The organism is Enterobacter sp. BIDMC109, assembly GCF_001037885.1.
In the GTDB taxonomy this organism is placed as follows: Bacteria; Pseudomonadota; Gammaproteobacteria; order Enterobacterales; family Enterobacteriaceae; genus Enterobacter; species Enterobacter hormaechei_C.
The window spans coordinates 1,687,125-1,712,635 of record NZ_KQ090002.1; the positions used below are offsets into that span (position 1 = coordinate 1,687,125).

At 53.4% G+C, this 25,511-nt stretch carries 27 protein-coding genes and 3 tRNA genes; 17 read left to right on the top strand and 13 right to left on the bottom strand.

The window, feature by feature from the left end:
- Positions 1 to 15: 15 nt before the first annotated feature.
- The 3 genes from tcyL (at position 16) to sdiA (ending at position 2,379) form a co-directional block, all read left to right on the top strand.
- Positions 16 to 684 carry a cystine ABC transporter permease gene (gene tcyL / locus SK62_RS08040; RefSeq protein ID WP_003859632.1) on the top strand — a complete coding sequence of 223 codons (669 nt, stop codon included), beginning with the start codon at positions 16 to 18 and terminating at the stop codon, positions 682 to 684.
- Entirely contained in the window at positions 681 to 1,433 is a 753-nt protein-coding gene (gene tcyN / locus SK62_RS08045; RefSeq protein ID WP_003859634.1) for an L-cystine ABC transporter ATP-binding protein TcyN, read from the top strand. The genes tcyL and tcyN overlap by 4 nt, the downstream gene beginning before the upstream one ends.
- 223 nt (positions 1,434 to 1,656) lie before the next feature.
- Positions 1,657 to 2,379, top strand: coding sequence for a transcriptional regulator SdiA (gene sdiA / locus SK62_RS08050; protein ID WP_047719438.1), 723 nt, complete (start codon positions 1,657 to 1,659; stop codon positions 2,377 to 2,379).
- A 64-nt stretch (positions 2,380 to 2,443) separates the two neighbouring features.
- Here sdiA and SK62_RS08055 read toward each other — a convergent pair whose 3' ends face one another.
- Positions 2,444 to 2,668 (bottom strand): DUF2594 family protein, encoded by a 225-nt coding sequence (locus SK62_RS08055; RefSeq protein WP_003859644.1) that lies wholly within the window; start codon positions 2,666 to 2,668, stop codon positions 2,444 to 2,446.
- Between the two features lie 464 nt (positions 2,669 to 3,132).
- Between SK62_RS08055 and uvrY the strand changes: the two genes are divergently transcribed.
- From uvrY to SK62_RS08090, 7 genes are all read left to right on the top strand, one after another.
- Entirely contained in the window at positions 3,133 to 3,789 is a 657-nt protein-coding gene (uvrY, locus tag SK62_RS08060; RefSeq protein WP_017384478.1) for a UvrY/SirA/GacA family response regulator transcription factor, read from the top strand.
- Positions 3,786 to 5,618 (top strand): excinuclease ABC subunit UvrC, encoded by a 1,833-nt coding sequence (gene uvrC, locus SK62_RS08065; RefSeq protein ID WP_017384477.1) that lies wholly within the window; start codon positions 3,786 to 3,788, stop codon positions 5,616 to 5,618. The genes uvrY and uvrC overlap by 4 nt, the downstream gene beginning before the upstream one ends.
- Positions 5,619 to 5,674: 56 nt before the next feature.
- Positions 5,675 to 6,223 carry a CDP-diacylglycerol--glycerol-3-phosphate 3-phosphatidyltransferase gene (gene pgsA / locus SK62_RS08070; protein ID WP_003859652.1) on the top strand — a complete coding sequence of 183 codons (549 nt, stop codon included), beginning with the start codon at positions 5,675 to 5,677 and terminating at the stop codon, positions 6,221 to 6,223.
- A gap of 163 nt (positions 6,224 to 6,386) precedes the next feature.
- Positions 6,387 to 6,462: transfer RNA gene (locus SK62_RS08075), tRNA-Gly, on the top strand.
- A 51-nt stretch (positions 6,463 to 6,513) separates the two neighbouring features.
- Positions 6,514 to 6,587, top strand: a tRNA-Cys gene (locus SK62_RS08080).
- An 11-nt stretch (positions 6,588 to 6,598) separates the two neighbouring features.
- Positions 6,599 to 6,685, top strand: a tRNA-Leu gene (locus SK62_RS08085).
- 250 nt (positions 6,686 to 6,935) lie between these two features.
- Complete coding sequence (locus tag SK62_RS08090) at positions 6,936 to 7,862, top strand: LysR substrate-binding domain-containing protein (protein WP_039270517.1); 927 nt, start codon at positions 6,936 to 6,938, stop codon at positions 7,860 to 7,862.
- A gap of 5 nt (positions 7,863 to 7,867) precedes the next feature.
- On the opposite strand, the gene SK62_RS08095 is transcribed toward SK62_RS08090, so the two are convergent.
- From SK62_RS08095 to SK62_RS08120, 6 genes are all read right to left on the bottom strand, one after another.
- Positions 7,868 to 8,338 (bottom strand): hypothetical protein, encoded by a 471-nt coding sequence (locus SK62_RS08095; protein ID WP_017384432.1) that lies wholly within the window; start codon positions 8,336 to 8,338, stop codon positions 7,868 to 7,870.
- 165 nt (positions 8,339 to 8,503) lie between these two features.
- A complete protein-coding gene (locus SK62_RS08100; RefSeq protein ID WP_047719439.1) occupies positions 8,504 to 9,220 on the bottom strand; it encodes an ABC transporter ATP-binding protein in 717 nt (238 codons plus the stop codon).
- A complete protein-coding gene (locus tag SK62_RS08105; protein ID WP_017384430.1) occupies positions 9,217 to 10,092 on the bottom strand; it encodes an ABC transporter ATP-binding protein in 876 nt (291 codons plus the stop codon). The genes SK62_RS08100 and SK62_RS08105 overlap by 4 nt, the downstream gene beginning before the upstream one ends.
- Positions 10,089 to 11,363, bottom strand: coding sequence for a high-affinity branched-chain amino acid ABC transporter permease LivM (livM, locus tag SK62_RS08110; RefSeq protein WP_015570245.1), 1,275 nt, complete (start codon positions 11,361 to 11,363; stop codon positions 10,089 to 10,091). Before livM ends, SK62_RS08105 begins: the two co-directional genes overlap by 4 nt.
- A gap of 11 nt (positions 11,364 to 11,374) precedes the next feature.
- Positions 11,375 to 12,289 (bottom strand): ABC transporter permease subunit, encoded by a 915-nt coding sequence (locus tag SK62_RS08115; protein WP_003859667.1) that lies wholly within the window; start codon positions 12,287 to 12,289, stop codon positions 11,375 to 11,377.
- Positions 12,290 to 12,357: 68 nt separating this feature from the next.
- Positions 12,358 to 13,479, bottom strand: coding sequence for a branched-chain amino acid ABC transporter substrate-binding protein (locus tag SK62_RS08120; RefSeq protein ID WP_015570246.1), 1,122 nt, complete (start codon positions 13,477 to 13,479; stop codon positions 12,358 to 12,360).
- A 411-nt stretch (positions 13,480 to 13,890) separates the two neighbouring features.
- Here SK62_RS08120 and SK62_RS08125 point away from each other — a divergent pair, with 411 nt between their 5' ends.
- Entirely contained in the window at positions 13,891 to 14,559 is a 669-nt protein-coding gene (locus tag SK62_RS08125) for a YecA/YgfB family protein (protein ID WP_003859671.1), read from the top strand.
- Positions 14,560 to 14,875: 316 nt separating this feature from the next.
- Here the strand turns inward: SK62_RS08125 and tyrP are convergent, their stop codons facing one another.
- The gene (tyrP, locus tag SK62_RS08130; protein WP_047719602.1) at positions 14,876 to 16,087 is read right to left on the bottom strand and encodes a tyrosine transporter TyrP; all 1,212 of its coding nucleotides are present in this window, start codon (positions 16,085 to 16,087) and stop codon (positions 14,876 to 14,878) included.
- Positions 16,088 to 16,278: 191 nt separating this feature from the next.
- Here tyrP and SK62_RS08135 point away from each other — a divergent pair, with 191 nt between their 5' ends.
- On the top strand, positions 16,279 to 16,515 hold the full coding sequence (locus SK62_RS08135; RefSeq protein WP_003859673.1) for a YecH family metal-binding protein: 237 nt from the start codon (positions 16,279 to 16,281) through the stop codon (positions 16,513 to 16,515).
- 36 nt (positions 16,516 to 16,551) lie between these two features.
- Here SK62_RS08135 and ftnA read toward each other — a convergent pair whose 3' ends face one another.
- Positions 16,552 to 17,049 carry a non-heme ferritin gene (gene ftnA, locus SK62_RS08140; RefSeq protein ID WP_003859676.1) on the bottom strand — a complete coding sequence of 166 codons (498 nt, stop codon included), beginning with the start codon at positions 17,047 to 17,049 and terminating at the stop codon, positions 16,552 to 16,554.
- 200 nt (positions 17,050 to 17,249) lie between these two features.
- Entirely contained in the window at positions 17,250 to 17,588 is a 339-nt protein-coding gene (gene yecR, locus SK62_RS08145) for a YecR family lipoprotein (RefSeq protein WP_015570249.1), read from the bottom strand.
- 245 nt (positions 17,589 to 17,833) lie between these two features.
- On the opposite strand from yecR, the gene SK62_RS08150 reads away from it, so the two are divergent.
- Complete coding sequence (locus tag SK62_RS08150; protein WP_003859680.1) at positions 17,834 to 18,472, top strand: RpiB/LacA/LacB family sugar-phosphate isomerase; 639 nt, start codon at positions 17,834 to 17,836, stop codon at positions 18,470 to 18,472.
- Between the two features lie 42 nt (positions 18,473 to 18,514).
- On the opposite strand, the gene SK62_RS08155 is transcribed toward SK62_RS08150, so the two are convergent.
- Positions 18,515 to 19,933 (bottom strand): MFS transporter, encoded by a 1,419-nt coding sequence (locus SK62_RS08155; protein WP_047719441.1) that lies wholly within the window; start codon positions 19,931 to 19,933, stop codon positions 18,515 to 18,517.
- A 214-nt stretch (positions 19,934 to 20,147) separates the two neighbouring features.
- On the opposite strand from SK62_RS08155, the gene azuC reads away from it, so the two are divergent.
- The gene (azuC, locus tag SK62_RS22845) at positions 20,148 to 20,231 is read left to right on the top strand and encodes a stress response protein AzuC (RefSeq protein WP_003859682.1); all 84 of its coding nucleotides are present in this window, start codon (positions 20,148 to 20,150) and stop codon (positions 20,229 to 20,231) included.
- A 106-nt stretch (positions 20,232 to 20,337) separates the two neighbouring features.
- Positions 20,338 to 20,589 (top strand): DUF2766 family protein, encoded by a 252-nt coding sequence (locus tag SK62_RS08160; RefSeq protein WP_003859683.1) that lies wholly within the window; start codon positions 20,338 to 20,340, stop codon positions 20,587 to 20,589.
- Positions 20,590 to 20,669: 80 nt separating this feature from the next.
- On the opposite strand, the gene SK62_RS08165 is transcribed toward SK62_RS08160, so the two are convergent.
- Together SK62_RS08165 and SK62_RS08170 are read right to left on the bottom strand one after the other, a co-directional pair.
- On the bottom strand, positions 20,670 to 22,013 hold the full coding sequence (locus SK62_RS08165) for an anaerobic C4-dicarboxylate transporter (protein ID WP_017693227.1): 1,344 nt from the start codon (positions 22,011 to 22,013) through the stop codon (positions 20,670 to 20,672).
- A gap of 576 nt (positions 22,014 to 22,589) precedes the next feature.
- A complete protein-coding gene (locus SK62_RS08170) occupies positions 22,590 to 23,093 on the bottom strand; it encodes a non-heme ferritin-like protein (RefSeq protein WP_047719442.1) in 504 nt (167 codons plus the stop codon).
- 503 nt (positions 23,094 to 23,596) lie between these two features.
- Between SK62_RS08170 and SK62_RS08175 the strand changes: the two genes are divergently transcribed.
- Positions 23,597 to 24,154 carry a DJ-1/PfpI family protein gene (locus SK62_RS08175; RefSeq protein ID WP_047719443.1) on the top strand — a complete coding sequence of 186 codons (558 nt, stop codon included), beginning with the start codon at positions 23,597 to 23,599 and terminating at the stop codon, positions 24,152 to 24,154.
- A gap of 316 nt (positions 24,155 to 24,470) precedes the next feature.
- Positions 24,471 to 25,460 carry an arabinose ABC transporter substrate-binding protein AraF gene (gene araF / locus SK62_RS08180; protein ID WP_017384422.1) on the top strand — a complete coding sequence of 330 codons (990 nt, stop codon included), beginning with the start codon at positions 24,471 to 24,473 and terminating at the stop codon, positions 25,458 to 25,460.
- Positions 25,461 to 25,511 lie beyond the last annotated feature (51 nt).

The window sequence follows — 25,511 nt, forward strand, 5'->3', positions numbered from 1 at the left end:
GGTAGAAAAATAATAATGCAAGAAAGTATTCAACTGGTTATTGATTCGCTGCCGTTCTTGCTTAAGGGCGCGGTGTTTACTTTACAGCTCAGTATCGGCGGGATGTTCTTCGGGCTGGTGCTCGGGTTTGTGCTGGCACTGATGCGCATGTCGAACATCTGGCCGGTGCGGTGGCTGGCGCGGTTTTACATCTCCGTGTTCCGCGGAACGCCGCTTATCGCCCAGCTGTTTATGATTTACTACGGGCTGCCACAGTTTGGTATTGAGCTGGATCCGATCCCGGCGGCGATGATTGGCCTGTCGCTGAATACCGCGGCGTACACCTCTGAAACGCTGCGTGCGGCGATCTCCTCCATCGATAAAGGACAGTGGGAAGCGGCGGCCAGTATCGGGATGACCCCGTGGCAGACGCTGCGCCGGGCGATCCTGCCCCAGGCGGCGCGCGTGGCGCTGCCGCCGCTGAGCAACAGCTTTATCAGCCTGGTGAAAGACACCTCGCTTGCGGCGACCATTCAGGTGCCGGAGCTGTTCCGTCAGGCGCAGCTGATCACCTCGCGCACGCTGGAAGTGTTTACCATGTATCTGGCGGCCTCGCTGATTTACTGGGTGATGGCGACGGTACTGTCCGCTCTGCAAAACTATTTTGAAAACCAGCTTAACCGCCAGGAGCGTGATCCAAAATGAGTGCAATTGACGTCAAAAACCTGGTGAAAAAATTCCATGGACAAACGGTGCTGCATGGCATTGATCTTGAGGTTGAGCAGGGCGAAGTGGTAGCAATTATCGGCCCGAGCGGGTCAGGCAAAACCACGCTGCTGCGCAGCATCAATTTACTGGAGCAGCCCGAAGGCGGGACGATCCGCGTGGGTGATATCACCATTGATACCGGGAAACCCATCAGCCAGCAAAAAGGGCTGATTCGCCGCCTGCGCCAGCATGTCGGCTTCGTGTTCCAGAGCTTTAATCTCTTTCCGCACCGCACGGTGCTGGAAAACATTATTGAAGGGCCGGTCATCGTCAAGGGGGAACCTAAGGAAGACGCGACGGTCCGCGCCCGCGAGCTGCTGGCGAAGGTTGGGCTGGCAGGGAAGGAGACGAGCTATCCGCGTCGCTTATCTGGCGGGCAGCAGCAGCGTGTCGCCATTGCGCGCGCGCTGGCGATGCGCCCGGATGTGATCCTGTTTGACGAACCCACATCCGCGCTCGATCCTGAGCTGGTCGGGGAAGTACTGAACACGATCCGACAGCTGGCGCAGGAGAAACGCACGATGGTGATTGTGACGCATGAAATGAGCTTCGCTCGCGACGTTGCCGATCGGGCTATTTTCATGGATCAGGGGAGAATAGTTGAGCAGGGGCCGGCTAAAGCGCTGTTTGCCAATCCGCAGCAGCCCCGTACCCGTCAGTTCCTTGAAAAATTCTTAATGCAGTAGCATTTTAGCGTTCAATTTGCTCCAGATGCCGCTTCTGGAGCAAATTATCCTCCCTTAAACTCCGTTCTGTTGCTTTTTTATTCCGCCTGATGTGGATAAGCCATCGCCAAATTAAAGATAATCTGCCTGTGGCCGATATTTTATATAAATAATCATGCTTTATGTGTTAGGTTATATTCACCATAATAATGATTATCTTTATCAGAGGCTTCATTCAGTAAGTATGAGGGATATAGACTTTTTCACCTGGCGACGGGAATGCTTCCTCCGGTTTCAGGAAATGACCTGTGCCGAAGAGGTATATCAGGAACTTCAGCGACAAACGCAGGGGCTTGAATTCGATTATTATGCGCTTTGTGTTCGACACCCTGTGCCATTTACCCGCCCGCGAACATCCGTCCATTCCAGTTATCCGCAACAATGGATGGCGCAATATCAGTCCGAGAATTATTTCGCCATTGACCCGGTGCTGAAGCCGGAGAATTTCATTCAGGGACATTTGCCCTGGACGGATGAATTATTCACGGATGCCCAGCAATTATGGGACGGCGCGCGGGACCACGGTTTACGCAAGGGAATAACGCAGTGTCTGATGATGCCAAATCATGCGCTCGGTTTCCTCTCCGTGTCATGTACCAGCTTACAGGCACACTCGATATCCAGTGAAGAAGTTGAGCTGCGTTTACAAATGCTCGTCCAGATGGCGCTCACTACACTGTTGCGCTTTGAACATGAGACGGTGATGCCGCCTGAAATGAAATTCAGCAAGCGTGAGCGGGAAATTCTGAAGTGGACCGCAGAAGGGAAGACGTCGGCAGAAATCGCCATCATTCTCTCCATCTCGGAAAATACCGTCAATTTCCATCAAAAGAATATGCAGAAGAAATTCAACGCACCGAATAAGATCCAGATAGCGTGTTATGCCGCGGCGACGGGGCTTATCTGACTGATATCACGTTCTGCGTGTCAGACGAGAAAACGGCTGAATGCTTTGCATCCAGCCGTTTTTGTTACTGGCGGTAGGCTTGTTTAATTTGCTTAACCGTATTGGCAAAAACAGCGGATTCCGCCTGGTCTTCCATCTGCGCGATCTGTTTTTCCATTTTAATGATCACACGACCAGCATCAGCCTGGCCCATCGCCTGTAGCATAAGCGTCAGCAGCGACTTCAGGCAGTTTACTTCCTGTGCCAGTTCCTGGTTATTCTCGGCAGTGGCAAATTCAGGTGTGCTCATTTATTTTCCTCATTATAAAACAGCGCATGAGCGCGACGATGAAAGTTAAGGCGGCGGAGTATACCACAAGCTACGGCAAAAAATGCAGTGGTTGTTTTTTATACTTATCGCGCAGTGATTATTGGGCGGCGCGGATTATGAAGGTACTCTGTCCAATATGTTAGCGACAATTAAATGTTTATCCCCGGTTCGCCATTCGTTAATTGTTGTTACAAAAAATCGCGCGCTCTTTTTCGTCAGAATTAACAACTGTTTTAGTAACTTTTTGAATGTCGATGCTAAAAAATAGCGGTAAAAGCCCAGCGGACAAGGGTTTTCTTTCCACTTGCTGTACAGCCTAATTTCCAAAAACGAGACCAGAATCGTATAGACGATTTTTTAGCGTTTTAATCTTGCATGGAAAACCGTTAATATAAACCCAATTAGCAGTCAGTAGCGTTATCCCTATTCTGGAGACATTTCCTTTGATCAACGTCCTTCTTGTTGATGACCACGAACTGGTGCGCGCAGGGATACGACGCATTCTTGAAGATATAAAGGGTATTAAAGTTGCCGGCGAGGCGTGCTGTGGCGAAGATGCCGTCAAATGGTGTCGCGCTAACTCCGCAGACGTGGTGCTGATGGATATGAACATGCCCGGTATTGGCGGGCTTGAAGCCACGCGCAAAATCGCGCGCATGTTCGTTGATACCAAAGTTATCATGCTGACCGTCCATACCGAAAATCCGCTGCCTGCCAGGGTTATGCAGGCGGGTGCTGCCGGGTATCTCAGTAAAGGCGCCGCGCCGCAGGAAGTTGTCAATGCGATCCGCACCGTACACGCCGGGCAGCGCTACATCGCTTCTGATATTGCTCAACAGATGGCTCTGAGTCAGATTGAACCGGAAAAAACGGAATCTCCGTTTGCCAGTTTGTCTGAGCGCGAATTGCAGATTATGCTGATGATCACTAAAGGTCAGAAGGTGAATGAGATTTCAGAGCAGCTGAACCTCAGCCCGAAAACGGTCAACAGCTATCGCTATCGAATGTTCAGTAAACTGAACATTCACGGTGATGTCGAACTGACTCATCTGGCCATTCGCCATGGTTTGTGTAATGCGGAGTCGTTAATAAGTCAGTGAGTGAAGCGTTCGATTCAAAAGCATTTCTGAAAACCGTCACCAGCCAGCCAGGCGTCTACCGTATGTACGATGCTGGCGGTACGGTTATCTATGTCGGTAAGGCGAAAGATCTGAAAAAACGCCTTTCCAGCTATTTCCGCAGCAACCTTGCCTCCCGTAAAACCGAAGCGCTGGTCGCACTTATACACAACATTGATGTCACCGTAACGCATACGGAAACGGAAGCGCTGCTCCTTGAGCACAACTACATTAAGTTGTATCAGCCGCGCTACAACGTTCTGCTGCGCGATGACAAGTCCTATCCGTTTATCTTTCTGAGCGGCGACACGCACCCGCGGCTGGCGATGCATCGTGGCGCTAAGCATGCAAAAGGTGAATATTTCGGCCCGTTCCCGAACGGTTATGCCGTGCGGGAAACGCTGGCGCTTTTGCAAAAAATCTTTCCCGTTCGCCAGTGCGAAAATAGCGTTTATCGCAACCGCTCCCGGCCATGCCTGCAATATCAGATTGGCCGCTGCCTGGGGCCGTGCGTTGAAGGGCTGGTGAGCGAAGAAGAGTACGCGCAGCAGGTGGAATATGTCCGCCTGTTTTTAGCCGGGAAAGACGATCAGGTGCTGACGCAACTGATTGCCCGTATGGAAAAAGCCAGCGCGGCGCTGGAATTTGAGGAGGCCGCACGCATCCGCGACCAGATTCAGGCGGTGCGCAGGGTGACCGAGAAGCAGTTTGTTTCCAATACGGGCGACGACCTCGATGTTATCGGCGTAGCCTTTGACGCCGGTCTGGCCTGCGTTCATGTGCTTTTTATTCGTCAGGGCAAAGTGCTCGGCAGCCGCAGCTACTTCCCGAAAGTGCCGGGCGGCACTGAGCTGGGTGAAGTGGTGGAGACCTTCGTCGGCCAGTTTTATTTGCAGGGCAGCCAGATGCGTACGCTGCCCTCGGAGATCCTGCTCGACTTCACGCTCGATGATAAAACCCTGCTGGCGGAGTCGCTTTCAGAGCTCGCAGGCCGCCGGGTGAATGTTCAGACGAAACCGCGCGGCGATCGCGCGCGTTATCTGAAGCTGGCGCGAACCAATGCCGCCACGGCGCTGACCACCAAACTGTCCCAGCAGTCGACCGTCAGCCAGCGTTTAACCGCGCTTGCTACGCTGCTTAAGCTGCCGGAAGTGAAACGCATGGAATGCTTCGACATCAGCCATACGATGGGTGAGCAGACCGTGGCGTCGTGTGTGGTCTTTGATGCCAACGGTCCGCTGCGGGCAGAGTATCGTCGCTATAACATCACCGGCATTACGCCCGGTGACGATTATGCCGCCATGAACCAGGTGCTGCGCCGTCGCTATGGTAAAGCGATTGAAGAGAGCAAAATCCCGGACGTTATCCTTATCGACGGCGGGAAAGGGCAGTTGGGGCAGGCGAAGGCGGTATTTGAATCGCTCGACGTGGAGTGGGATAAGAACCATCCGCTGCTGCTAGGGGTAGCGAAAGGGGCAGATCGTAAGGCTGGCCTGGAAACGCTGTTCTTTGAGCCGGAAGGCGAGGGCTTTAGCCTGCCGCCGGATTCCCCTGCGCTGCACGTGATCCAGCATATCCGCGATGAGTCGCACGATCACGCCATCAGTGGGCACCGTAAAAAACGGGCGAAAGTGAAAAATACCAGTACCCTTGAGACGATTGAAGGCGTCGGGCCAAAACGTCGCCAGATGCTGTTGAAGTATATGGGCGGATTGCAAGGATTACTCAACGCCAGTATGGAAGAAATTGCAAAAGTGCCGGGTATTTCGCAAGGGCTGGCAGAAAAGATCTACTACTCGTTGAAACATTGAGGGCTCTGTAGCAACATAGAGCTAAATTTTACTGACAACAGACAGTTACCGTCATCATGCGATTTAATATCCCTACGTTGCTCACTCTCTTTCGCGTTGTGCTCATTCCGTTCTTCGTCCTGGCATTTTACCTGCCGGTCGTCTGGGCGCCTTTTGCCTGTGCGCTTATTTTCCTGATCGCTGCCGTGACGGACTGGTTTGACGGTTATCTGGCGCGTCGCTGGAACCAGAGTACCCGCTTTGGCGCGTTCCTCGATCCGGTTGCGGATAAGGTGATGGTGGCAATCGCGATGGTGCTGGTGGCGGAACATTATCATACCTGGTGGGTAACGCTGCCTGCCGCGACCATGATTGGCCGTGAGATTATTATCTCTGCCCTGCGCGAGTGGATGGCGGAGCTGGGTAAACGCAGCAGCGTGGCGGTGTCCTGGATCGGTAAAGTTAAAACCACCGCACAGATGGCGGCGCTGGTATGGATGCTGTGGCGTCCGAATGCCTGGGTAGAGTGGGCCGGCATTGGTCTGCTGTGGGTTGCGGCGGTGCTGACGCTGTGGTCAATGCTGCAATATTTGAACGCTGCGCGCGGTGATTTGCTTGAACAGTGATCGTTTCGGCTTAATTTTCAGCAAACGATCCTGAGATGCAAAAAATAACGTTGACTCAAAACGTCATATCAGTAGAATGCAACGCATCGAACGGCGGCACAGTTAGCCGGACGACAATGAAATCAAGTGGTTAGGAAGTAGTTAAATAGTTACTTGATGACATGCGGGAATAGCTCAGTTGGTAGAGCACGACCTTGCCAAGGTCGGGGTCGCGAGTTCGAGTCTCGTTTCCCGCTCCAGATTAATGCATCGGCAGCTTGCGGGTGCAGGTCGAAAGACAACAGATTTAAGGCGCGTTAGCAAAGCGGTTATGTAGCGGATTGCAAATCCGTCTAGTCCGGTTCGACTCCGGAACGCGCCTCCACTTTCTTCCCTGGCCGGATGGTGGAATCGGTAGACACAAGGGATTTAAAATCCCTCGGCGTTCGCGCTGTGTGGGTTCAAGTCCCACTCCGGCTACCATGGGAAAAAGCAGAATAATCAAAGCAATAAGCAGTGTCGTGAAACCACCGAAAGGTGGTTTTTTTGTGCCTGCCATTCTGCTAATCAACAACCTTCATTTCTGACCCTCACGTAATAAAACAACGATCCTTTTCAACGGAATTAAACAGATACCCATTATGCTATCGTGTAGCGGGCGCGATTTGCAGTGTGAAGATTTGCAGGTTTGCGATCCTGATTCCCCATGCCATCACCTCATTTAAGGGACGCTATGTCTTTACCGCCATTGTATGCACTGCGTGCGTTTGAAGTTGCTGCGCGGTTGAACTCCTTCAGTAAAGCCGCTGAAACGCTCAATATTACGCCGGGCGCGGTCAGCAGACATGTTCGTACCCTTGAACTGTGGTTCGACTGCGAGCTTTTCAGAAGGCAAGGTCCTCGCGTGGAGGTCACTGAAGCCGGGCGAGTGCTTGCCGGACAGTTGAACGAAAGCTTCACGAGCATTGAATGGGCCTGCCGGGCATTTCGCAGTGAAAACCATCTGCTGCGGTTAAAAGCACCCAGCACCTTGACCATGAGATGGCTTCTCGACGTGCTGCGATCTTTTCGCAACAACCATGCAAAACCACAGGTTGAGATTGCCAGCGTCTGGATGGACATTGACACCGTTGATTTCAATCTTGAGCCCTACGATTGCGCCATTCTTCTCGGCAATGGGCGTTTTGGTGACACAACGGAAAGCCAACTGCTATTTCATGAATGGCTTATCCCGGTTTGTACTCCATCACTTATCGAACCGGCCCGGCAGCGGCTTCCGCAATGCGATCTGATCCATCCTTCACCGGACAGACGTGACTGGCGGCGCTGGCTGCGAAGAACAGGATTGTTCCCGGGGCTCGATATGAGCAGCGGTATGGTGTTCGATACCCTTGAACAGGGAAGTATTGCCGCGATGAACGGGCACGGCATCGCTATCGCCGACCTGCATCTCACGCTTGATGCCCTGAAAAGTGGCCTGCTGGGCCTGCCTTTCAGGGAAGCTATCGCGACGGGGGATGGCTACTACCTCGTCTGGCCAAAAAATTCACTCAAAAGAGAGAGCATTCAGCATCTTCTGGCCAGGCTGCAAAACCATACCCCGGTCGTTCCGGCGCTGGATATCGATTATCTGGCATACGATGACAGTCGGATTTATTAATACCGTTATGAATAAGATATATTTGCCATCTTTTTATAACGTTCTGGCAAAGCGCTGTTCAGGTTGAGCACCTTATCCAGAATATAAAATGCTGGCGTGTTTTTCTGCTGTTCAGCGTCAATAATTGCCGCGCGTAATAGCGTGGCGGCAGACGAAATCTTGTTAAAATAGTCCTCAGACTCCGGCGTCTGTAATTCACCAGAAGTGGCGTAACGCACGTCCGGCCAGCCAGAGAAGTTGAGCAGCGGGAGAGGGTTGCCTGCTTCGGGCTGACAGGATGAAAGCAACGCAGCTGCTTTTTGGGGATCGCGATAGGCAACTGAAAGCATATACGCGCGCTGCGAAAACGGTAACAGGGCGTCAGAATGATTTTTGGTGGAGATAAGCATGGTCATAAAATTCGCTAAATCGCCACCTGATGGGGTTTCAGATGGCGATATAATTTTCATTAACTGAAATAAAGCATCAAGTGTCATGTTTGCCCCGGTTCCTCACATTATGACTATTCAGTTTGCGCCTGAATGTTTTAATTGGCCCACCGTCCGGGTAGGTCGAGAGGATAATATTGGAAGGCGTACGTTTTTGAAAAACGATTAATAATCGCAATCACTGTGAGTTTTTCTCACTATAGCCTTTTCGTTTCACACGCCACCCAGATACGCCTTTCTCACCTCCGGATCCTTCAGCAACGCCTCGCCGCTGCCGCTTAACCGAATCTGCCCGTTAACCATCACATAGCCGCGGTCGGACAACTTCAGCGCGTGGTGCGCATTCTGCTCGACCAGAAAAATCGTCATTCCGTTACGGGCCAGTTCGCGCAGCGTCTGGAAAATCTGTTTAACCACGATTGGCGCGAGGCCGAGGCTGGGTTCATCCAGCAGCAGAAGTTTAGGACGGCTCATCAGCGCGCGGGCGATAGCCAGCATCTGCTGTTCACCGCCGGAGAGCGTCATCGCCCGCTGGTTACGTCGCTCCTTGAGGCGGGGGAAGAGGTCGAACATGCTTTGCATATCTTCCGCTGCATGCTGATTGCCGACGGGGATTGTCCCCATCAGCAGGTTCTCTTCTACAGACATATCCGGGAAAATGCGTCGTCCCTCAGGTGTCTGCGCGATGCCACCGGTGGCAACATAGTGGGTGGATTTGTGGCTGATATCCTCGCCGCAGAAGAGGATCTGCCCGTTGCGGATCCGGGGCTGACCAAAGACAGACATCAGTAATGTTGACTTCCCCGCGCCGTTAGCGCCAATCAGGGCTACGGTTTCCCCTTTATTAACCTCAAGCGAAACCTGCTTCAACGCCTGGATCACCCCGTAGAAAACATCCACATCCTGAAACTGAAGCATCGGTTCGCTCACAGGTTTACCTCACTTTCGTCGGTGCCCAGATACGCGGCAATCACTTTTTCATTGTGCTGGATCTCAGCCGGTTTACCTCTGGCAATCACATCGCCGTGATCGAGCACAATGATGTCATCTGAAATGCCCATCACCATCCCCATATCATGCTCGATCAGCAAAACCGTGATGTCATGGTGGTCGCGCAGGAACCGGATGATCTCACTCAGCTTGTGCGTTTCCACCGGGTTCAGGCCGGCAGCAGGTTCATCGAGACAAATCATCTCCGGGCCGGTACACATGGCGCGGGCGATTTCGAGGCGTCGTTGCTGGCCATAGGACATTTCCCCGGCCAGACGGTTCGCGCAATCCACCAGATCCACCACCTCCAGCCAGTAAAACGCCCGGTCCAGCGCATCGTTCTCTGAGTGACGATACGCAGGGGTGTTCAGCACCCCCGCCAGCAGATTGCGGTTGACGCGCATGTGCTGTGCCACCAGCAGGTTTTCCACAACGGACATCTCGCGGAACAGGCGGATGTTCTGAAACGTGCGCGCAAGACCCGCGCGGTTCACCAGATGCGTGCCGCCAAACATCTTATAGAACAGGCGTTGACCAAGCTGCGCCGGGTTGAGCCAGTCGCCCGGCTGGAATTTCTGGCCGAGCACCTGAATGACATTGGTGGTTTTATTTCGTGCATTGAACAGAATGTTGCCGCCGGAGGCCCGGTAGAAACCGGTCAGGCAGTTAAAGACGGTCGTTTTTCCCGCGCCGTTAGGCCCAATGAGTGCGGTAATGGAGCCGCGCTGCACCTCAAGATTGACGTCGTTTAAGGCCTTGATCCCGCCGAAGTGCATCATCAGATGTTCTACACGTAAAATCGTTGCGTTCATGGCGCCACTCCTTTACGCACGGCAAATCCGCTGCGGTTGATGCGGATCAGACCGCGAGGACGCCAGATCATCATCACCACCATCAGCATGCCAAACAGCAGCACGCGATATTCCGCAAAGCTGCGCAGCAGTTCCGGCGTGACGGTCAGCACAAAGGCGGCCAGTACGACGCCGACGGTGGAGCCCATCCCGCCCAGGACCACAATGGCGAGGATCAGGGCCGATTCAAAAAAGGTGAAAGAGGTCGGGTTAACAAATCCCTGGTAGGTGGCAAAAAACACTCCGGCGATACCTGCCGTCGATGCGCCCAGGGTGAAGGCCGAGAGTTTGACCAGAACGTGATTCAGCCCCATTGAACGGCAGGCAATCTCATCCTCACGGAGCGCTTCCCACGCCCGTCCAATGGGCATTCGGGTCAGCCGGTGTTTAATGTACAGCACCAGCATGACTACCAGGAACAGCACCGCATAGATGAAGATAAACTTCAAGTTGGGGTTATAGGTCAGGCCGAAGAACTCGTGGAAGGGGACGCCGCCTTCTTTGGCGCGTCGGCCAAACTCCAGGCCAAAAAAGGTCGGGGCAGGGGCTGAAACGCCGTTAGGCCCGCCGGTGAAGGTGAGCCAGTTGTTCAGCACCAGGCGGATGATCTCGCCAAACCCGAGCGTGACGATGGCGAGATAATCCCCGTGCATGCGCAGCACCGGAAAGCCGAGCAGGGCGCCCGCGCCCGCGGCCATTAGCGCCGCCAGCGGCAGCATGCTCCAGAACCCAAGCCCCAGATACTGATACCCGAGCGCCAGCCCGTAAGCGCCGATGGCATAGAAGGCGACATAACCCAGATCCAGCAGCCCTGCCAGGCCAACAACAATGTTCAGCCCAAGACCGAGCAGGACGTAGATCAGTCCGAGAATGGCAACCGTCAGAACGTATTTAGTGGCCACAAACGGGAAGCAGATCGCCAGCGTGACAATCAGCGGAATGATCCAGCGCATGCGGCTTTTATACGCCGGCGGCCGGACATACACCCCCGCATTGTCGGATTCAAACCGTGCCTGTAAACGTCTTCCGGCCGCCGTAGCTGAAAAGGCGCTCAGTAAAAAGCGTCCCACCATCACCGTGCCTACAATCCACGCCAGCCGCTGGCCGTCAAAGGTAAAGCTGTAACCATCCAGTATCACGCCCGCAATCGGGCCGAAAATAATCAGGGCGATCATTCCGGAAAAAATCGAGTCCAGAATGCAGCGCTTCAGGGAAAAACCGTCAGAGGTCATCGCGTTGTTCCTTACACTTTAGCCACGACGGGGCGGCCCAGCAGCCCCTGAGGACGAAAGATCAGAATTAGGACCAGCAATCCAAACGAGAACACGTCTTTATAATCCGAGTTCACCATCCCGGAGAATTGCGCTTCTGCGACGCCCAGAATCAGCCCGCCAAGCATCGCACCGGGCAGAGAGCCGATGCCGCCCAGCACCGCCGCCGTAAAGGCCTTGATGCCGATAACAAACCCGACGTAAAAATCAAAGGTGCCGTAATTCATGGTGATTAGCACGCCCGCCAGCCCGGCCATGGCTGCGCCGATAACAAACACCAGCGAAATAATTCTGTCGGTGTTGATGCCCAGGATGGAGGCCATCTTACGATCCTGCTGTACCGCACGGCACATGCGTCCTAAGCGGGTACGGTTGATAATCCAGGTCAGCACCAGCATGCCCGCGAACGAGGCGATGAGAATAAAGACTTTGGTATAGGTTATCTGGACAAACCCTTCGCCGAGGTGAAAACGCAGCACGCCATCAAGCATGGTGGGCACGCCCTGCTGCCGCGGGCCCTGGCTGAGCTGGACGTAGTTTTGCAGTATCAACGACATCCCGATGGCCGAAATCAGCGGTGCCAGACGCGTCGAGTTGCGTAGCGGCTTATAGGCGATGCGCTCAATCGTCCAGCCATAAACGCCGGTGACCACGATGGTGAAAACCAGCGTCCCCAGGATCAGCAGCGGAAAGGAGTGGAGTCCAAAAAACGCCAGCAGGGCCAGGCCAATGGCCGAGAGATAGGCGGAGATCATATACACTTCGCCGTGGGCGAAATTGATCATACCGATGATGCCGTACACCATGGTGTAGCCGATGGCGATAAGACCGTAGACCGAACCCAGCGTTAAGCCATTAATTAATTGTTGCAGGAAGAATGTACTCATGGTCGCGCACCTGAATAAAGGGTTACGCCGACAGTCAGACCTGCCGGCGCTGAGCAGATTCCGTCCCGTTATGGCACTTCTTTATATTTGCCTTTGTCATCCCACTGATAGACCACGTAGTCAGAGACTTTGAGGTCACCTTTGCTGTCCCAGGCTTTTTTACCCATCACCGTGTCGACAGGGTTGGCCTTCAGCCACTCGCTGGCTTTTGCGGAATCCGTCCCTTGCGTGGCCTTGAATGCCGCCGCGATAGCCTGCACAGACGCGTAGGCGTAGAGGGTGTATCCTTCAGGTTCAAATTTACCGGTGCGGAATTTCTCGATGACGGCTTTTCCGTCCGGGATCAGGCGTGGATCTTTACCGAAGGTCATGTAAATACCGTTGGTGTATTGCGCCCCACCGGCGGCGGTGACCATCTCTTCATTGACGATACAGTCTCCCGAGAAGAACTTCGCCTGCACGCCCTGTTCACGCATCTGGCGAACCAGCGGGCCCGCTTCCGGGTGACAGCCTCCGAAGAACACCACGTCCGGTTTTTGTGCGCCAATTTTGGTCACCAGCGCGTTAAAGTCTTTCTCCCCGCGGGATAACCCTTCGTACATCACCTCCTTCACGCCGCGTTTCGCCAGCGCCGCCTTAGTGGCGTCCGCCAGCCCCTGGCCATAGGTGTCTTTATCGTGGATGATGACCACCCGTTTGGCTTTCAGCTTATCAAGAATGAAATCGCTGGCGACCTGGCCCTGCTGGTCGTCACGTCCGCACATGCGAAATATATCGCTCATGCCACGTTCGGTAATAAGCGGGTTCGTTGAGCCGGGGGTGATGGAGAGGATCCCGGCATCGCTGTAGACCTCGGAGGCGGGCATGGTCGACGAGGAGCAGAAGTGGCCGACGACCGCTTTCACCTTATCCTGATCGACTAAGCGGTTGGCAACGGCGACGGCCTGTTTGGGCTCGCAGGCGTCGTCGCCCTGAACCAGTTTGATTTTCTCACCGTTGATCCCGCCGGCGGCGTTAATGTCTTCCGCCGCCTGCGTAGCGCCATGCCAGTATTGATCGCCGTAGGTTGCGTTCGGGCCTGTGAACGGCCCGGCCACGCCGATGACGATATCGGCCTGCGCGGAAAAGGCCGTCACCAGACAACCGGCCAGCACCAGGGAGAGGGGAGTTTTGGTAAATTTCAGCGACATTATTATGTTCCTTAGCAAAGAGGTTTTTGCACCAGGTATAAACCCGAACGCCTGATGGCATCGTAAATCCAAAAACAAGAGCGAGAACAAAATGCACTTTAGAAGCAATCTCATGCTTAATACGGCGAGGATCCCACGCACCGCGAAGCGCGCAGAACATTAAGCAAAAAGGTTGCCAGAATGGTTAATCCCTTGACCGGGTCACAACACGTTGAGTATAGAGCGCCGTTTTATGCGTCTTTGCGGGATGAGATGAATTTACAGCGGAGATCACATCTCCTTAACAACAAAGCCCATAAGTTGTGCAACGGTCACGATTTGCACGTTTTTGCAGCAATAAAGACCTAAACTTCAGATAGGCACGTGCGGCGATCTATGTCAGGATCGTTTTTTTTATCAGGAGTATCAGCAATGGCTGAAGGCCCATTAAATGAAAGCGAGATGGCGTGGCTGGAAGAGACATTAATCTCTTACGGTCACGACGATGCATCCGTGATTGACGTGTCCGAACTGGACGGCATGCTTACCGCAGTACTTTCCGGTCCCGTTGTGGTGGAGCCCGACACCTGGCTGGTGGCGGTCTGGGGTGGTGAGAAATATATTCCGCGCTGGAAAAACGATCGTGAGATGAACCGTTTTATCGATCTCTGCTTTAAGCACATGAACGATATTGCCGAGCGTTTGAGCGAATACCCGGATCAGTTTGAACCGCTGTTTGGCTATAACGACGTTGACGGTCAGAGCTATACCGTGGTGGAAGAGTGGTGCTATGGCTACATGCGCGGCGTGGCGCTGACGGACTGGTCATCCCTGCCGGAAGCGCTGGAAGCGGACCTGGCGGTGATTGCCCTGCACGGGACGGAAGAGAACAGCGAGAAGCTGGATGCGCTGACCGAAGAGGAGTACATGGCCAGCATCGAGAGCATTCAGCCTGCGGCGCTGCGTTTGTATAACTACTGGGTGGCTAACCCGCAGCAGCCGGAAGCGAAAAAGCCGATCGTGAACGGGTCGAAGGTGGGGCGTAACGATCCGTGCCCGTGCGGGAGTGGGAAGAAGTTTAAAAGCTGCTGCCTGCATTAAATCATTAATTACTGTGGCCTGAATGGGGCACGGGTGTTGAGTCCCCGCTAAAATCGGCGAACCGGAGACCAGATGACAAGGGCTGGACGCCATGGATGGCGGCCAGAGGCGAATCGAGACAGGATGTCGAGTTGAGCCGACCGCAGGCAGATGGTCGGGAGGTGAGCGCAGTGCGAAGCACCGATTTTCCGCGGGGCCGCGGGGATTGATAAGGGGGCCGCGGCGGCCCCCTTATCCCGTTCACATGCTGTGAAAAAATTATATTCTGTTGATCTTAAGGTGAACGGAACAGTACCTCAGGACCTGTATAAATAAGTTATCCCACTTCCGGCAGCATCCCCGCTGCAATCAAAATCTGCACCAGAATAATCACCACCCCACAACCAAACACCGCGCAAAGCATTGGCGTACCGCCCGCTACGCGATACCCCTGCTGCGGATGTTGCTGGCGGCTCTTCCACGCCAGCAGGGAAGGCAGCAGCAGGGCCAGAATGGATAACGCCACGCCAGCATACCCCAGCGCCATCACAAACCCGCGCGGGTAAAAGAGCGCGAAGGCCAGCGGCGGCAGGAAGGTCATCGCCCCCGTCTGTAAGCGTCCCGCAACGGTATTGCGACGCTGGAACAGATCCGCCATATAGTCAAACAGGCCAAGCGCCACGCCGAGGAAGGAGGTTGCCAGCGCCAGGTCTGCAAACAGATGTACCGCCAGCTCCACGTGTGAAGAGGCCACCACGTTACGCAGGGCAACCAGGAATCCATTCAGACCAGAATGCTCTGCCATCAGGCCGATAAAGGTATTGGAATCAATACTGCCCAGCGTCACCAGCTGCCAGAACAGGTAAGCAATCAACGGAATGGCGCTGCCGATAACAAAGACGCGGCGCAGCTTGCGAATATCACCGTTCATATAGCTCACGATGCTCGGCACGCTGCCGTGAAAACCGAAGGAGGTGAAAATAACCGGGATGGCCGAAAGCGCCAGACCTTTCTCCAGCGGGAGGGAGAGCAGGTTAATCTTGTGAACATGCGGTGCCAGCAGCACCAGCATCACAATCAGGAAGAGAATTTTGGCGCTGAACAAAAAACGGTTAAACAGATCGACCAGCGATGTGCCCGCGCAAACCACGCCGCCACCGATCAGCGTAAAGACAATGGCGCCTGTTTCCGGTGAAAGTGACGCGCCGAAGCCGTCATTGATACTTGACGCAATCAACTCCCCGGCGCCGCTGATGTAAGCGGCAGTCAGGGCGTACATCAGGAACATCATGCTGAAACCGGTGATCCACTGCCCGTAGCGTCCAAGATAGCGTGCAGCCAGGGAGCCTAAGCCAGTATCGGCAGGGACATGCTGATAAACCTCCAGCAATAATAGCGCGGTGTAACACATCAGGGCCCACAGACCGCCCAGCAGCACTACGGTAACCCCAAACCCGACGCCGGCGGCAGCCAACGGCATGGCCAACATTCCTGCGCCAATTGTCGTTCCGGCGACGATAAAAATACTTCCCAGAGTTCTGTTCTTCACGCTTTCCTCTACAACGCTTCCATACCGCGACTCATTCTGCGGCGCAGAGTAAGGGAAAAGCACCATCTCGTCAAATCACCGTTACATAGGGTGTAATAATTAATTTACAAAAAGAAAAGGGTAACCTGAGCCAGCGCAAAGCGTGCCGTGGAGGGAACGTTTAGTCTGCTTTTTATTTGCGAGAGGTAACCATGTCAATTCACGGACACGACGTGCTGAATATGATGATTGAGTCAGGTGAGCGCTATACGGAGGAGAGTCTGGTTGAGGCGATACATGCCCGCTTTGGCGAAGCGGCGCGTTTCCATACCTGTTCAGCTTCGGAGATGACGGCCGCGGAGCTGGTGGCGTTTCTGGCGGCGCGCGGAAAATTCATTCCGGCAGCAGACGGATTTTCCACTCACGAAAGTAAAATTTGCCGCCATTAAATAATGCGGTGCTGAAAACTCAGCACCGCTTTTCTGTTAATTCTGGGTATCGAGCGTCGACAGCTCTTTATCAATGAAGTACAGACCTTCCCCGGATTTACCTGCCAGAGATAATTTATCCAGCACGGATTTAAACAGCTTCTCTTCTTCGTGCTGTTCAGCCACATACCACTGAAGGAAATTAAAGGTTGGATAATCCTGGCTGGTCATGGCGGCATGAGCCAGTTCATTAATTTTCTGGGTGATCAGCTGTTCATGCTCATAGGTGGCGCGGAACAGTTCATCAAGAGAGCCGTATTCGGCAAAAGGCGATGCCACGTTATCAATGCGCGGCAGGCTGCCGGTGTCCGTCAGGTAATCAAACAGACGCTGCATGTGCGTCATCTCTTCCTGGGCATGACGACGCAGGAAGGCGGCCGCCCCTTCAAAGCTGTGATAGCTGCACCAGGCGCTCATCTGCTGATAAAGCAGGGAAGAAAAAAGCTCAAGATTCATTTGCGCATTGAGCTTGTCGATCATTTCAGTTTTTAACATGGTGCAGCTCCGGTTTATTAATTCTGGTTCACGATGAGCGACACTATAATTTGTTATTTAATTATTTGCAAAAAGTAAAATAAATATTTCTTTATTAAAAATACGAATGGGAATAAAACGCATTGCCGCCATTTATATTTATTAATGAGAATTGTTTTAGTTCTTATTAAATAAACTGCCAGCGTGACTGGCAGTAGCGGTTAATACCACGGATTCTGGCTGGAAGAGGTAACAGCATATCCCTGACATTTATACTGAATGGTCACACTTTCGTTCAGACAGAGTGAACCGCTGATCAGGGTGCAGGTTTTAATTGGCTGCCCGTAGGCTGACGCAGTGGCGTAGCCCATATGTTGACAGGCTTTGGTTGCCGTACCGTTATTAACATACTCATCAGACCAGGCGTTTTGCAGCATGGCCTGGCCATAGTCGAGGCGCACAATTCCGTTTGGGGCATCCGTACTGCTGACTTCTGCCTGACGGTTGATACTGCACCCGGCGAGCAACAGGATCGTTCCGGCTATGATTACACGTTTCATGGTTCACTCTGCGTGACGGGAAATACGCCATTGTAACCAACGCGATGGTACGCAATGGCTGGAATAGCCGGAGGATCTGCCCTCTCACTGTGCAACGAGCCGGGCCACCGCGCGAAATTGTGAGCGCATCTTTGTTTTTTAAAACAAGTTTTCACTTAATTTGAAAGTGCGTTTGTTTGATAGTAAGGTTAAGTTGAAAAGGTATCCACAGCGGGATCGCCCGCCATGCATTCAGGAGAGACAAGATGAAGATTGCACTGATGATGGAAAACAGCCAGGCCGCTAAGAATCCCATCATCCTTAATGAGCTGAAAGCCGTTGCTGATGAGAAAGGTTTTCCGGTCTATAACGTCGGTATGAGTGATGAGAACGATCATCATCTCACCTATATTCACCTGGGCATCATGGCGAGCATTCTGCTTAACGCTAAAGCCGTTGATTTTGTTGTTACCGGCTGCGGTACCGGGCAGGGCGCGCTGATGTCCCTGAACATCCATCCGGGTGTGATTTGCGGTTACTGCATCGATCCTGCGGATGCTTTCCTGTTTGCGCAAATCAACAACGGTAACGCGCTTTCTCTGCCGTTTGCTAAGGGCTTCGGCTGGGGGGCAGAACTGAACGTACGCTTTATCTTTGAGAAAGCGTTTACCGGACGCAATGGCGAAGGCTATCCACCAGAGCGTAAAGAGCCGCAGGTGCGTAACGCCGGGATCCTGAACCAGGTGAAAGCGGCGGTGGTGAAAGAAAACTATCTGGATACCCTGCGAGCAATCGATCCTGAGCTGGTTAAAACAGCCGTATCAGGCCAGCGCTTCCAGCAGTGCTTCTTCGAGAACTGCCAGGACAAAGAGATTGAAGCCTTCGTGCGCGGTATTGTTGGCTGATTTACTTTGCCGGGCGGTGAGTTGCCTGCCCGGCAGATAGCGTTACTTTTTCGATGAGACCGCGCTGCCCGCATCTTTAGTCAGCCGCAGCGTGTCAACCATTCCCACCAGGCAGATCAGCGCGATTGCCACAAATGCCAGCCGGAAGCTCATTCCCGGCATACCGGCAACCCCCATCGCCTCACTGACTTTTTCCCCGATACGAATACCAATCGCCCCGAGCGTGATCCCAAGCCCCACGGCAAGCTGCGTTGCAGTTGAAAACAGGGTATTGGCATAGCTCATCTGCGCCGATGGCACATCCGCAAAAGCCAGCGTACTGATGGCTGTAAACTGAATCGAACGGAAAACGCCGCCCAGATAAAGGATCAGCATGATGAGCCACGCGGGCGTCTGCGGCGTAATAAACGCGCAGGCCAGCAACGCCAGGACATTCAACGCACCGTTAATCAGCAACAGCCGCTTAAACCCCAGGCTGCGGATAAGCGGCGTCGTCGCCGGCTTAATGGTGAGATTGCCAACGAAAACCGCCAGCACCAGCAGGCCAGAATGGAACGCGTCCATGCCAAAGCCGACCTGGAACATCAGCGGTAACAGGAACGGAACCGCGCTGATGGAGGCGCGAAACAGCGATCCGCCGTACAGGGTGACGCGAAACGTCGACACCTGCATCGCATCGAGCCTGATCATCGGCCAGGTTGCCCGCTTAAAGTGACGCAGCGCCAGGCTTAAGGCGACGACACCGACGATAAACAGCGTGGCGGTTAATCCTGTTCGCAGAGGCTCTGCGCCCATCAACTCCATCGCATAAACCAGGCTCACCATAGCAAGGGTGGTGACAACAAAACCCGGTAAATCAAACGGTCGGCGCGTATCTTCATGCAGGTCTGGAATGATGCGCAGCGCCAGCAAAATGGCGATTATCCCCAGCGGCACGTTAATAAAGAAGATCCAGCGCCAGTCGGCATAGCTGGTAATGAACCCACCCAGCGGCGGGCCGATGATCGGCGCGACCAGCGCAGGCCACGTCAGGGTGGCGATTGCCGTGATGAGCTGATGTTTTGGCGTGGTGCGTAGCACGGCCAGGCGACCTACGGGCACCATCAGCGCGCCACCCATGCCCTGGAGGACGCGCATCGCAACGAACTGATCGAGCGTGGTGGACAGGCCGCAAAATACCGAGGCCAGCGTGAAGATCGCCAGCGCGAGGGCAAACACTTTTCGCGCGCCGAAGCGGTCGGCGATCCAGCCGCTGGCGGGGATCAGTACGGCCAGGGTGATCAGATAGGCGCTGATGCCGATATTCAGATCCACCGCCTGGTCGCCGAAGCTTTTTGCCATATCCGGCAACGCGGTGGCGATCACCGTCCCATCCAGAAACTCCATAAAGAAAGCACCGGCCACCAGCAGCGCCGCAGGCGATAATCCACGGCTCTCTTTGCCGGATACGTTTTCACTCATTCTCTTCCTGCCCGCTCAAAAAATTTTATAAACATTTACTGGAATTTATAAGCCTGTAACGTGCGGATTTATCATGGCTTTTTTTAACAAACCAGCAGCACTGAGGGTTTAATAACCGTGATGCAGGTCACAAAATGGTTGATTTTTGTGATGGTGGTCATATTATAAGCGTATTGACAATAACACCTGCATAACACGTTACTGGAGCAACATAATGAAACTGCGCAAAATCCTGAAAAGCATGTGGGCAAACTACTGCACAACGTTTAAAGACGTCCCGCCGGGTGCGATGTTCTGATAAAAAAACCTGCTTCGGCAGGTTTTTTTATGTCTGCGGACGACGAGAGGGAGATGGAAGGGCGTCTGTTTTGCTACTATGGCGCCCTTTGAATAAGGAGAACCCCATGTCACAAAACCTGAGCGCCGATCAGGAACTGGTATCTGACGTCGTCGCCTGCCAGCTGGTTATCAAACAAATCCTTGATGTGATTGACGTTATCGCGCCGGTTGAGGTACGCGAAAAGATGTCGACCCAGCTGAAAAACATCGATTTCACCAACCATCCTGCTGCGGCGGACCCGGTTACGCTCCGCGCGATCCAGAAAGCGATTGCGCTGATTGAACTCCGCTTCACACCGCAGGGTGAGTCACACTAAAATAAACCGATGTTTTAAAATTAGAAACTCTTTTCTGCTTTTACGTCGAAGGGCGACAGAGCCTGTCGCCCGCAGAAGGATCAGAAGAACGTCTGCACCAGCAGATAGCTCACCACGCAGGCACAGCTGACGCCAATCAGCCCCGGCAGAATAAAGCTGTGGTTGATGATGAATTTACCGATGCGGGTGGTGCCGGAGCGATCGAACCCGATACAGGCCAGATCGCTCGGATAGGTGGGCAGCACAAAGTAGCCGTAGGATGCCGGGAAGAAGGCCACCAGCATTTTCGGATCGATGCCCAGCATCAACCCCATCGGGGCGACCGCGGTCAAGGCCGCAGCCTGGCTGTTGACCAGTTTTGATACCAGGAACAGCACGATGGCATACGTCCAGGGATGACTTTTCACCACCCCCTCCAGCGCCATTTTCAGCTCGTCGAGATGCGCCTGAAAAAAGGTATCGCTCATCCACGCCACGCCAAACACCGAGAAAATCGCGACCATCCCCGCCTTAAATACCGCCCCGTTTGAAATGGCCGACGCATTCACCTTGCAGGTCATCAGCATGATGGCCCCGGCGATCAGCATCATCATTTGAATGACAAGGTTCATCGACAGGGCCGTCATTTTGCCTTTGATCTCAAACGCCGGACGCAGCTCGGGCAGCGCACCCAGCAGGACCACTACGGCAATCCCGGCGAAGAAGATCCACGTGGACCAGTAGGCCTGTTTCGGGAAACGTTGATCCATCAACGTCTCCGTTCCTCCATAGATAAACTCCCGCTGTTTCGGATCTTTCAGCTTTTCCTGAAATTCAGGATCGTCTGCGAGGTTTTTCCCGCGACGCAAGCTCCACAGCGCCGCAATGGCGACGCCAGACAGTGAGGCCGGTACGGAGACCGCAAGAATTTCGAGGATCCCCCACGCGTGGCCGATACCGTGCTGCGCACCCAGAATCGAGACCAGCGAAACGACGGCCACGGAAACGGGGGAGGCGGTGATCGCCATCTGAGATGCCACCGAGGCCACCGCCATCGGCCGTTCCGGGCGTATGCCTTTTTTCAGGGCGATATCCGCGATAATGGGAAACATGGTGTAGACGACGTGCCCGGTCCCGCACAGGAAGGTCAACATCCAGGTGGTAAACGGTGCGAGAAGGGTGATGTGCTGGGGATGTTTACGCAGCAGGCGCTCTGCAAACTGCATCATTACATTCAGGCCACCGGCGGTCTGTAGCGTGGCCGCACAGCCGATGACGGCGAGGATCGTGAGCATCACGTCAACCGGCGGTTTACCGGGTTGCAGACCAAAGACAAAACTCAAAACAAACAGGCCGATGCCGCTTATCAGCCCCAGGCCCATCCCGCCGAAGCGGGTGCCTATCAGCAGGCAGAGAATAATGACAATAAACTCAATGGTGATCATGATGCTCCCTCGTTAATGAATGTAATTAAACAAATCATTACACGATGTATGGTTATTCATTGGGAGCAAGATCTGATTTGTTAAATGTCAGCAAAAGCAGGGAGTTGGTACCCACTCCCTGACGGGCTGAGGGATCCCCAGTAATTTGAAAGCAAAAGCGATAACGTTGCCTTCAGAATAACTGAAGGCTTTCAGCGATGCCTCGGTCCGGCTGTAAATCGCTGAGGCGTTTCCTGTAGGCCGGGGCGAGGCGCAGGGATGCGCCGAGAGGGCGGGCTTTACAGGGATGTTACCTCCGCCCGTCCCCGATAAGCCGGAAGGAATAAGCCGAAGGTACCGCGAAGCGGCGATTTTCCGCCGGAAGCCCGGGTCGCCAGGGTGGTGGCGACTGAGCCACCCTGGCACGTTCACCGGTTATGCCGTGACAGAGTAGCAAGGAACATAAAGTGAACGGAATGACCACCAGAGCCGTATGTTCCCCCTCACCCCAGCCCTCTCCCTCAAGGGAGAGGGGGCCGTCTGTGCAGGCATTATTTTGTGGGGAACTCTCAGCCCTGACGGGAGCGGGTGAAGGACTTAGTGGTGTTGCACGGTAGCAATGTCGAGAAGATGGCGGTCCGTCTGCTCCAGACAAATCCCCGCGCGTTTCGCGTTGCGGATTTCATCTGCGAGCGTCTTCAGCAGCCAGCCATCCTGCTGCTGCTCTCTGTCCATATCACGTAAAAACTTGAGGGTAATGATGTCCCGTTGCGCTTTGGCTTCATCAGCCAGTTTGCTCAGCTTCGCACAGCGTTGCTCATACTCTTCGAGCGTTTTCTGAAACAGTTCTTCCAGAGAAGTGTAATTATCTTCAATCGTTTCAAGCTCTTTGACGGTAGGGTTTGCCCCGACAGCTTTCAAAAAGTTAAAGACGCGCATCATGTGCGTGACGTTACTTTGCGCCTGAGTACGAAAGAAGGTGGCAGTGCCGTTGAGGCTTTTTCTGGAACACCACGCGCTCAAATGCAGATGCAGATTTGAAGCATAAAACTCCAGGTTCATCTGGGCATTCAGTTTTTGCATCATCGTTTGGGTAGTCATTCTCATATCCTTATTGACTGTGGGACTTGATGTCCGCTACTTAACCTGACCCGGCAGGTATTGACGATTGAATGGCAGAAATAGATTTCTGCAAGGTAAAAAACTCGAAAATTCACTTCCTGTGTTCGATTTAAATAAGCATACGCTTCTCTTTGACTTAAGAAAACTCTTAATAAGGCTGTGTTTACCATACATTACAAATTTAAATATAGCCCAGAATAGAAAGAGGGTTAAGAGATTGTATTTAATATAACTTGTTGATTTTAATGGGTGTGAAATTAATATCGCTCATTTTTATCGTTTCAGGAAACGTTCTTTGGCGGGAAATTCTGTAAAAGTGTTAAATCAGAAATAATATCTGCAAATATATCCTGTCGTATCAAATTTGAGCTAAATCAATTTTCACTCAATATACGGTTCTGTGATCGCGTCGCAAGATTGTGATCTGATAAAGAGTGAAAATGAAACGCTGTTTTACATTGTTTCATTCGTTGAGGTTTATGATGGCTAACGTTGCGGTGCTGCTGGCACCCGGTTTTGAAGAAGCAGAAGCGATTATCACGATTGATATTCTGCGGCGTTTACAGATTGAGGTGGAGACGCTGGCCTGTGCGGAGTCCCGTGCGGTAGTGAGTTACCACAATATCCCCATGGTGGCTGACAGTACGTTAACGGAGCGCATTAATACGCTGTATGACGCAGTCGTGTTGCCCGGTGGGCCGCAGGGGAGCGTCAATCTTGCGGCTAGCAAGCAGGTGCTCCGCTTTGTTTCCGCGCATGACGAGCACGGCAAACTCATCTGCCCAATCTGCTCTGCGGCCGCGCGGGTGCTGGGCGGTAACGGGCTACTGAAGGGGCGTCGCTACGTCTGTTCCGGCGATCTCTGGCAGAGCGTTGATGAGGGAGTATATGTGGATGCGCCGATCGTTGAGGATAATAACCTCATCAGCGGCAAGGGGCTGGGGCACGCTTTTGACTTTGCGCTGGCGCTCTCTGCTCGTCTGTTGGGTGACGACGCCCCCGTGCGCGATCATGCTGAACACATCTATTACCGCTGGTAATTTTTCTGCCGGGCGCTAAAGCGTCCGGGTTACAGGGATTTCTTAGCTGACCTTATGGATAATCCTGCTTAACTCCCTTCCATTTGTAGGACAATTAGGTCCTTTTTTATGTCATTTTTCGCTGAATTTATGTACGCAATTACTGTAATTCTGCGGTGTGATGTCGCTCTCTTATGGATGATTAATTTCCCGCTAAAACTATCTCCAGCAATAACGCTTATGACGAGGTAAGCGCTAATGCCTTGTTTTAAGTCCGATTAAATAAGTTGTTCGCCATTATTCCCTACAGATAAGAATGCTAAAGCTGGAGTTTACCATGCACAAATTTACTAAAGCGCTGGCGGCCATCGGCCTGGCTGCCGTTATGTCACAATCCGCTATCGCTGAAAATTTAAAGCTCGGTTTTCTGGTTAAACAGCCGGAAGAGCCGTGGTTCCAGACCGAATGGAAATTTGCTGATAAAGCCGGAAAAGATTTGGGATTTGAGGTAATTAAAATCGCTGTACCTGACGGTGAGAAAACGCTGAACGCCATTGATAGCCTGGCGGCCAGCGGCGCGAAAGGTTTCGTTATCTGTACGCCGGATCCAAAACTGGGGTCAGCGATTGCCGCGAAAGCGCGCGGTTACGACATGAAAGTGATTGCGGTGGACGATCAGTTCGTGAACGCCAAAGGTAAACCGATGGATACCGTTCCGCTGGTAATGATGGCGGCCACTAAAATCGGTGAGCGTCAGGGCCAGGAGCTCTACAAAGAGATGCAAAAACGCGGCTGGGATGTCAAAGAGACCGCCGTGATGGCCATTACCGCTGACGAGCTGGACACCGCCCGTCGTCGTACCACCGGGTCCATGGACGCCCTGAAAGCGGCTGGCTTCCCGGAAAAACAGATCTACAAAGTTCCGACCAAATCCAACGATATTCCGGGCGCCTTTGATGCGGCGAACTCCATGCTCGTCCAGCATCCGGAAGTGAAGCACTGGCTGGTGGTGGGGATGAACGACAACACCGTACTGGGCGGCGTGCGTGCAACGGAAGGCCAGGGCTTTAAAGCACCGGACGTGATCGGGATCGGCATCAACGGCGTTGACGCCGTGAGCGAACTGTCTAAAGCGCAGGCGACCGGTTTCTACGGCTCTCTGCTGCCAAGCCCGGATGTCCACGGCTATAAATCCAGCGAAATGCTCTATAACTGGGTGACCAAAGGGGTTGAGCCGCCGAAATTCACCGAAGTGACCGATGTGGTGCTGATCACTCGCGATAACTTCAAAGAGGAGCTGGCGAAAAAAGGACTGGGCGGTAAGTAATACGCTGTGATTGCGCCCCTCACTCACCGTGAGGGGCCAGACGTACACACT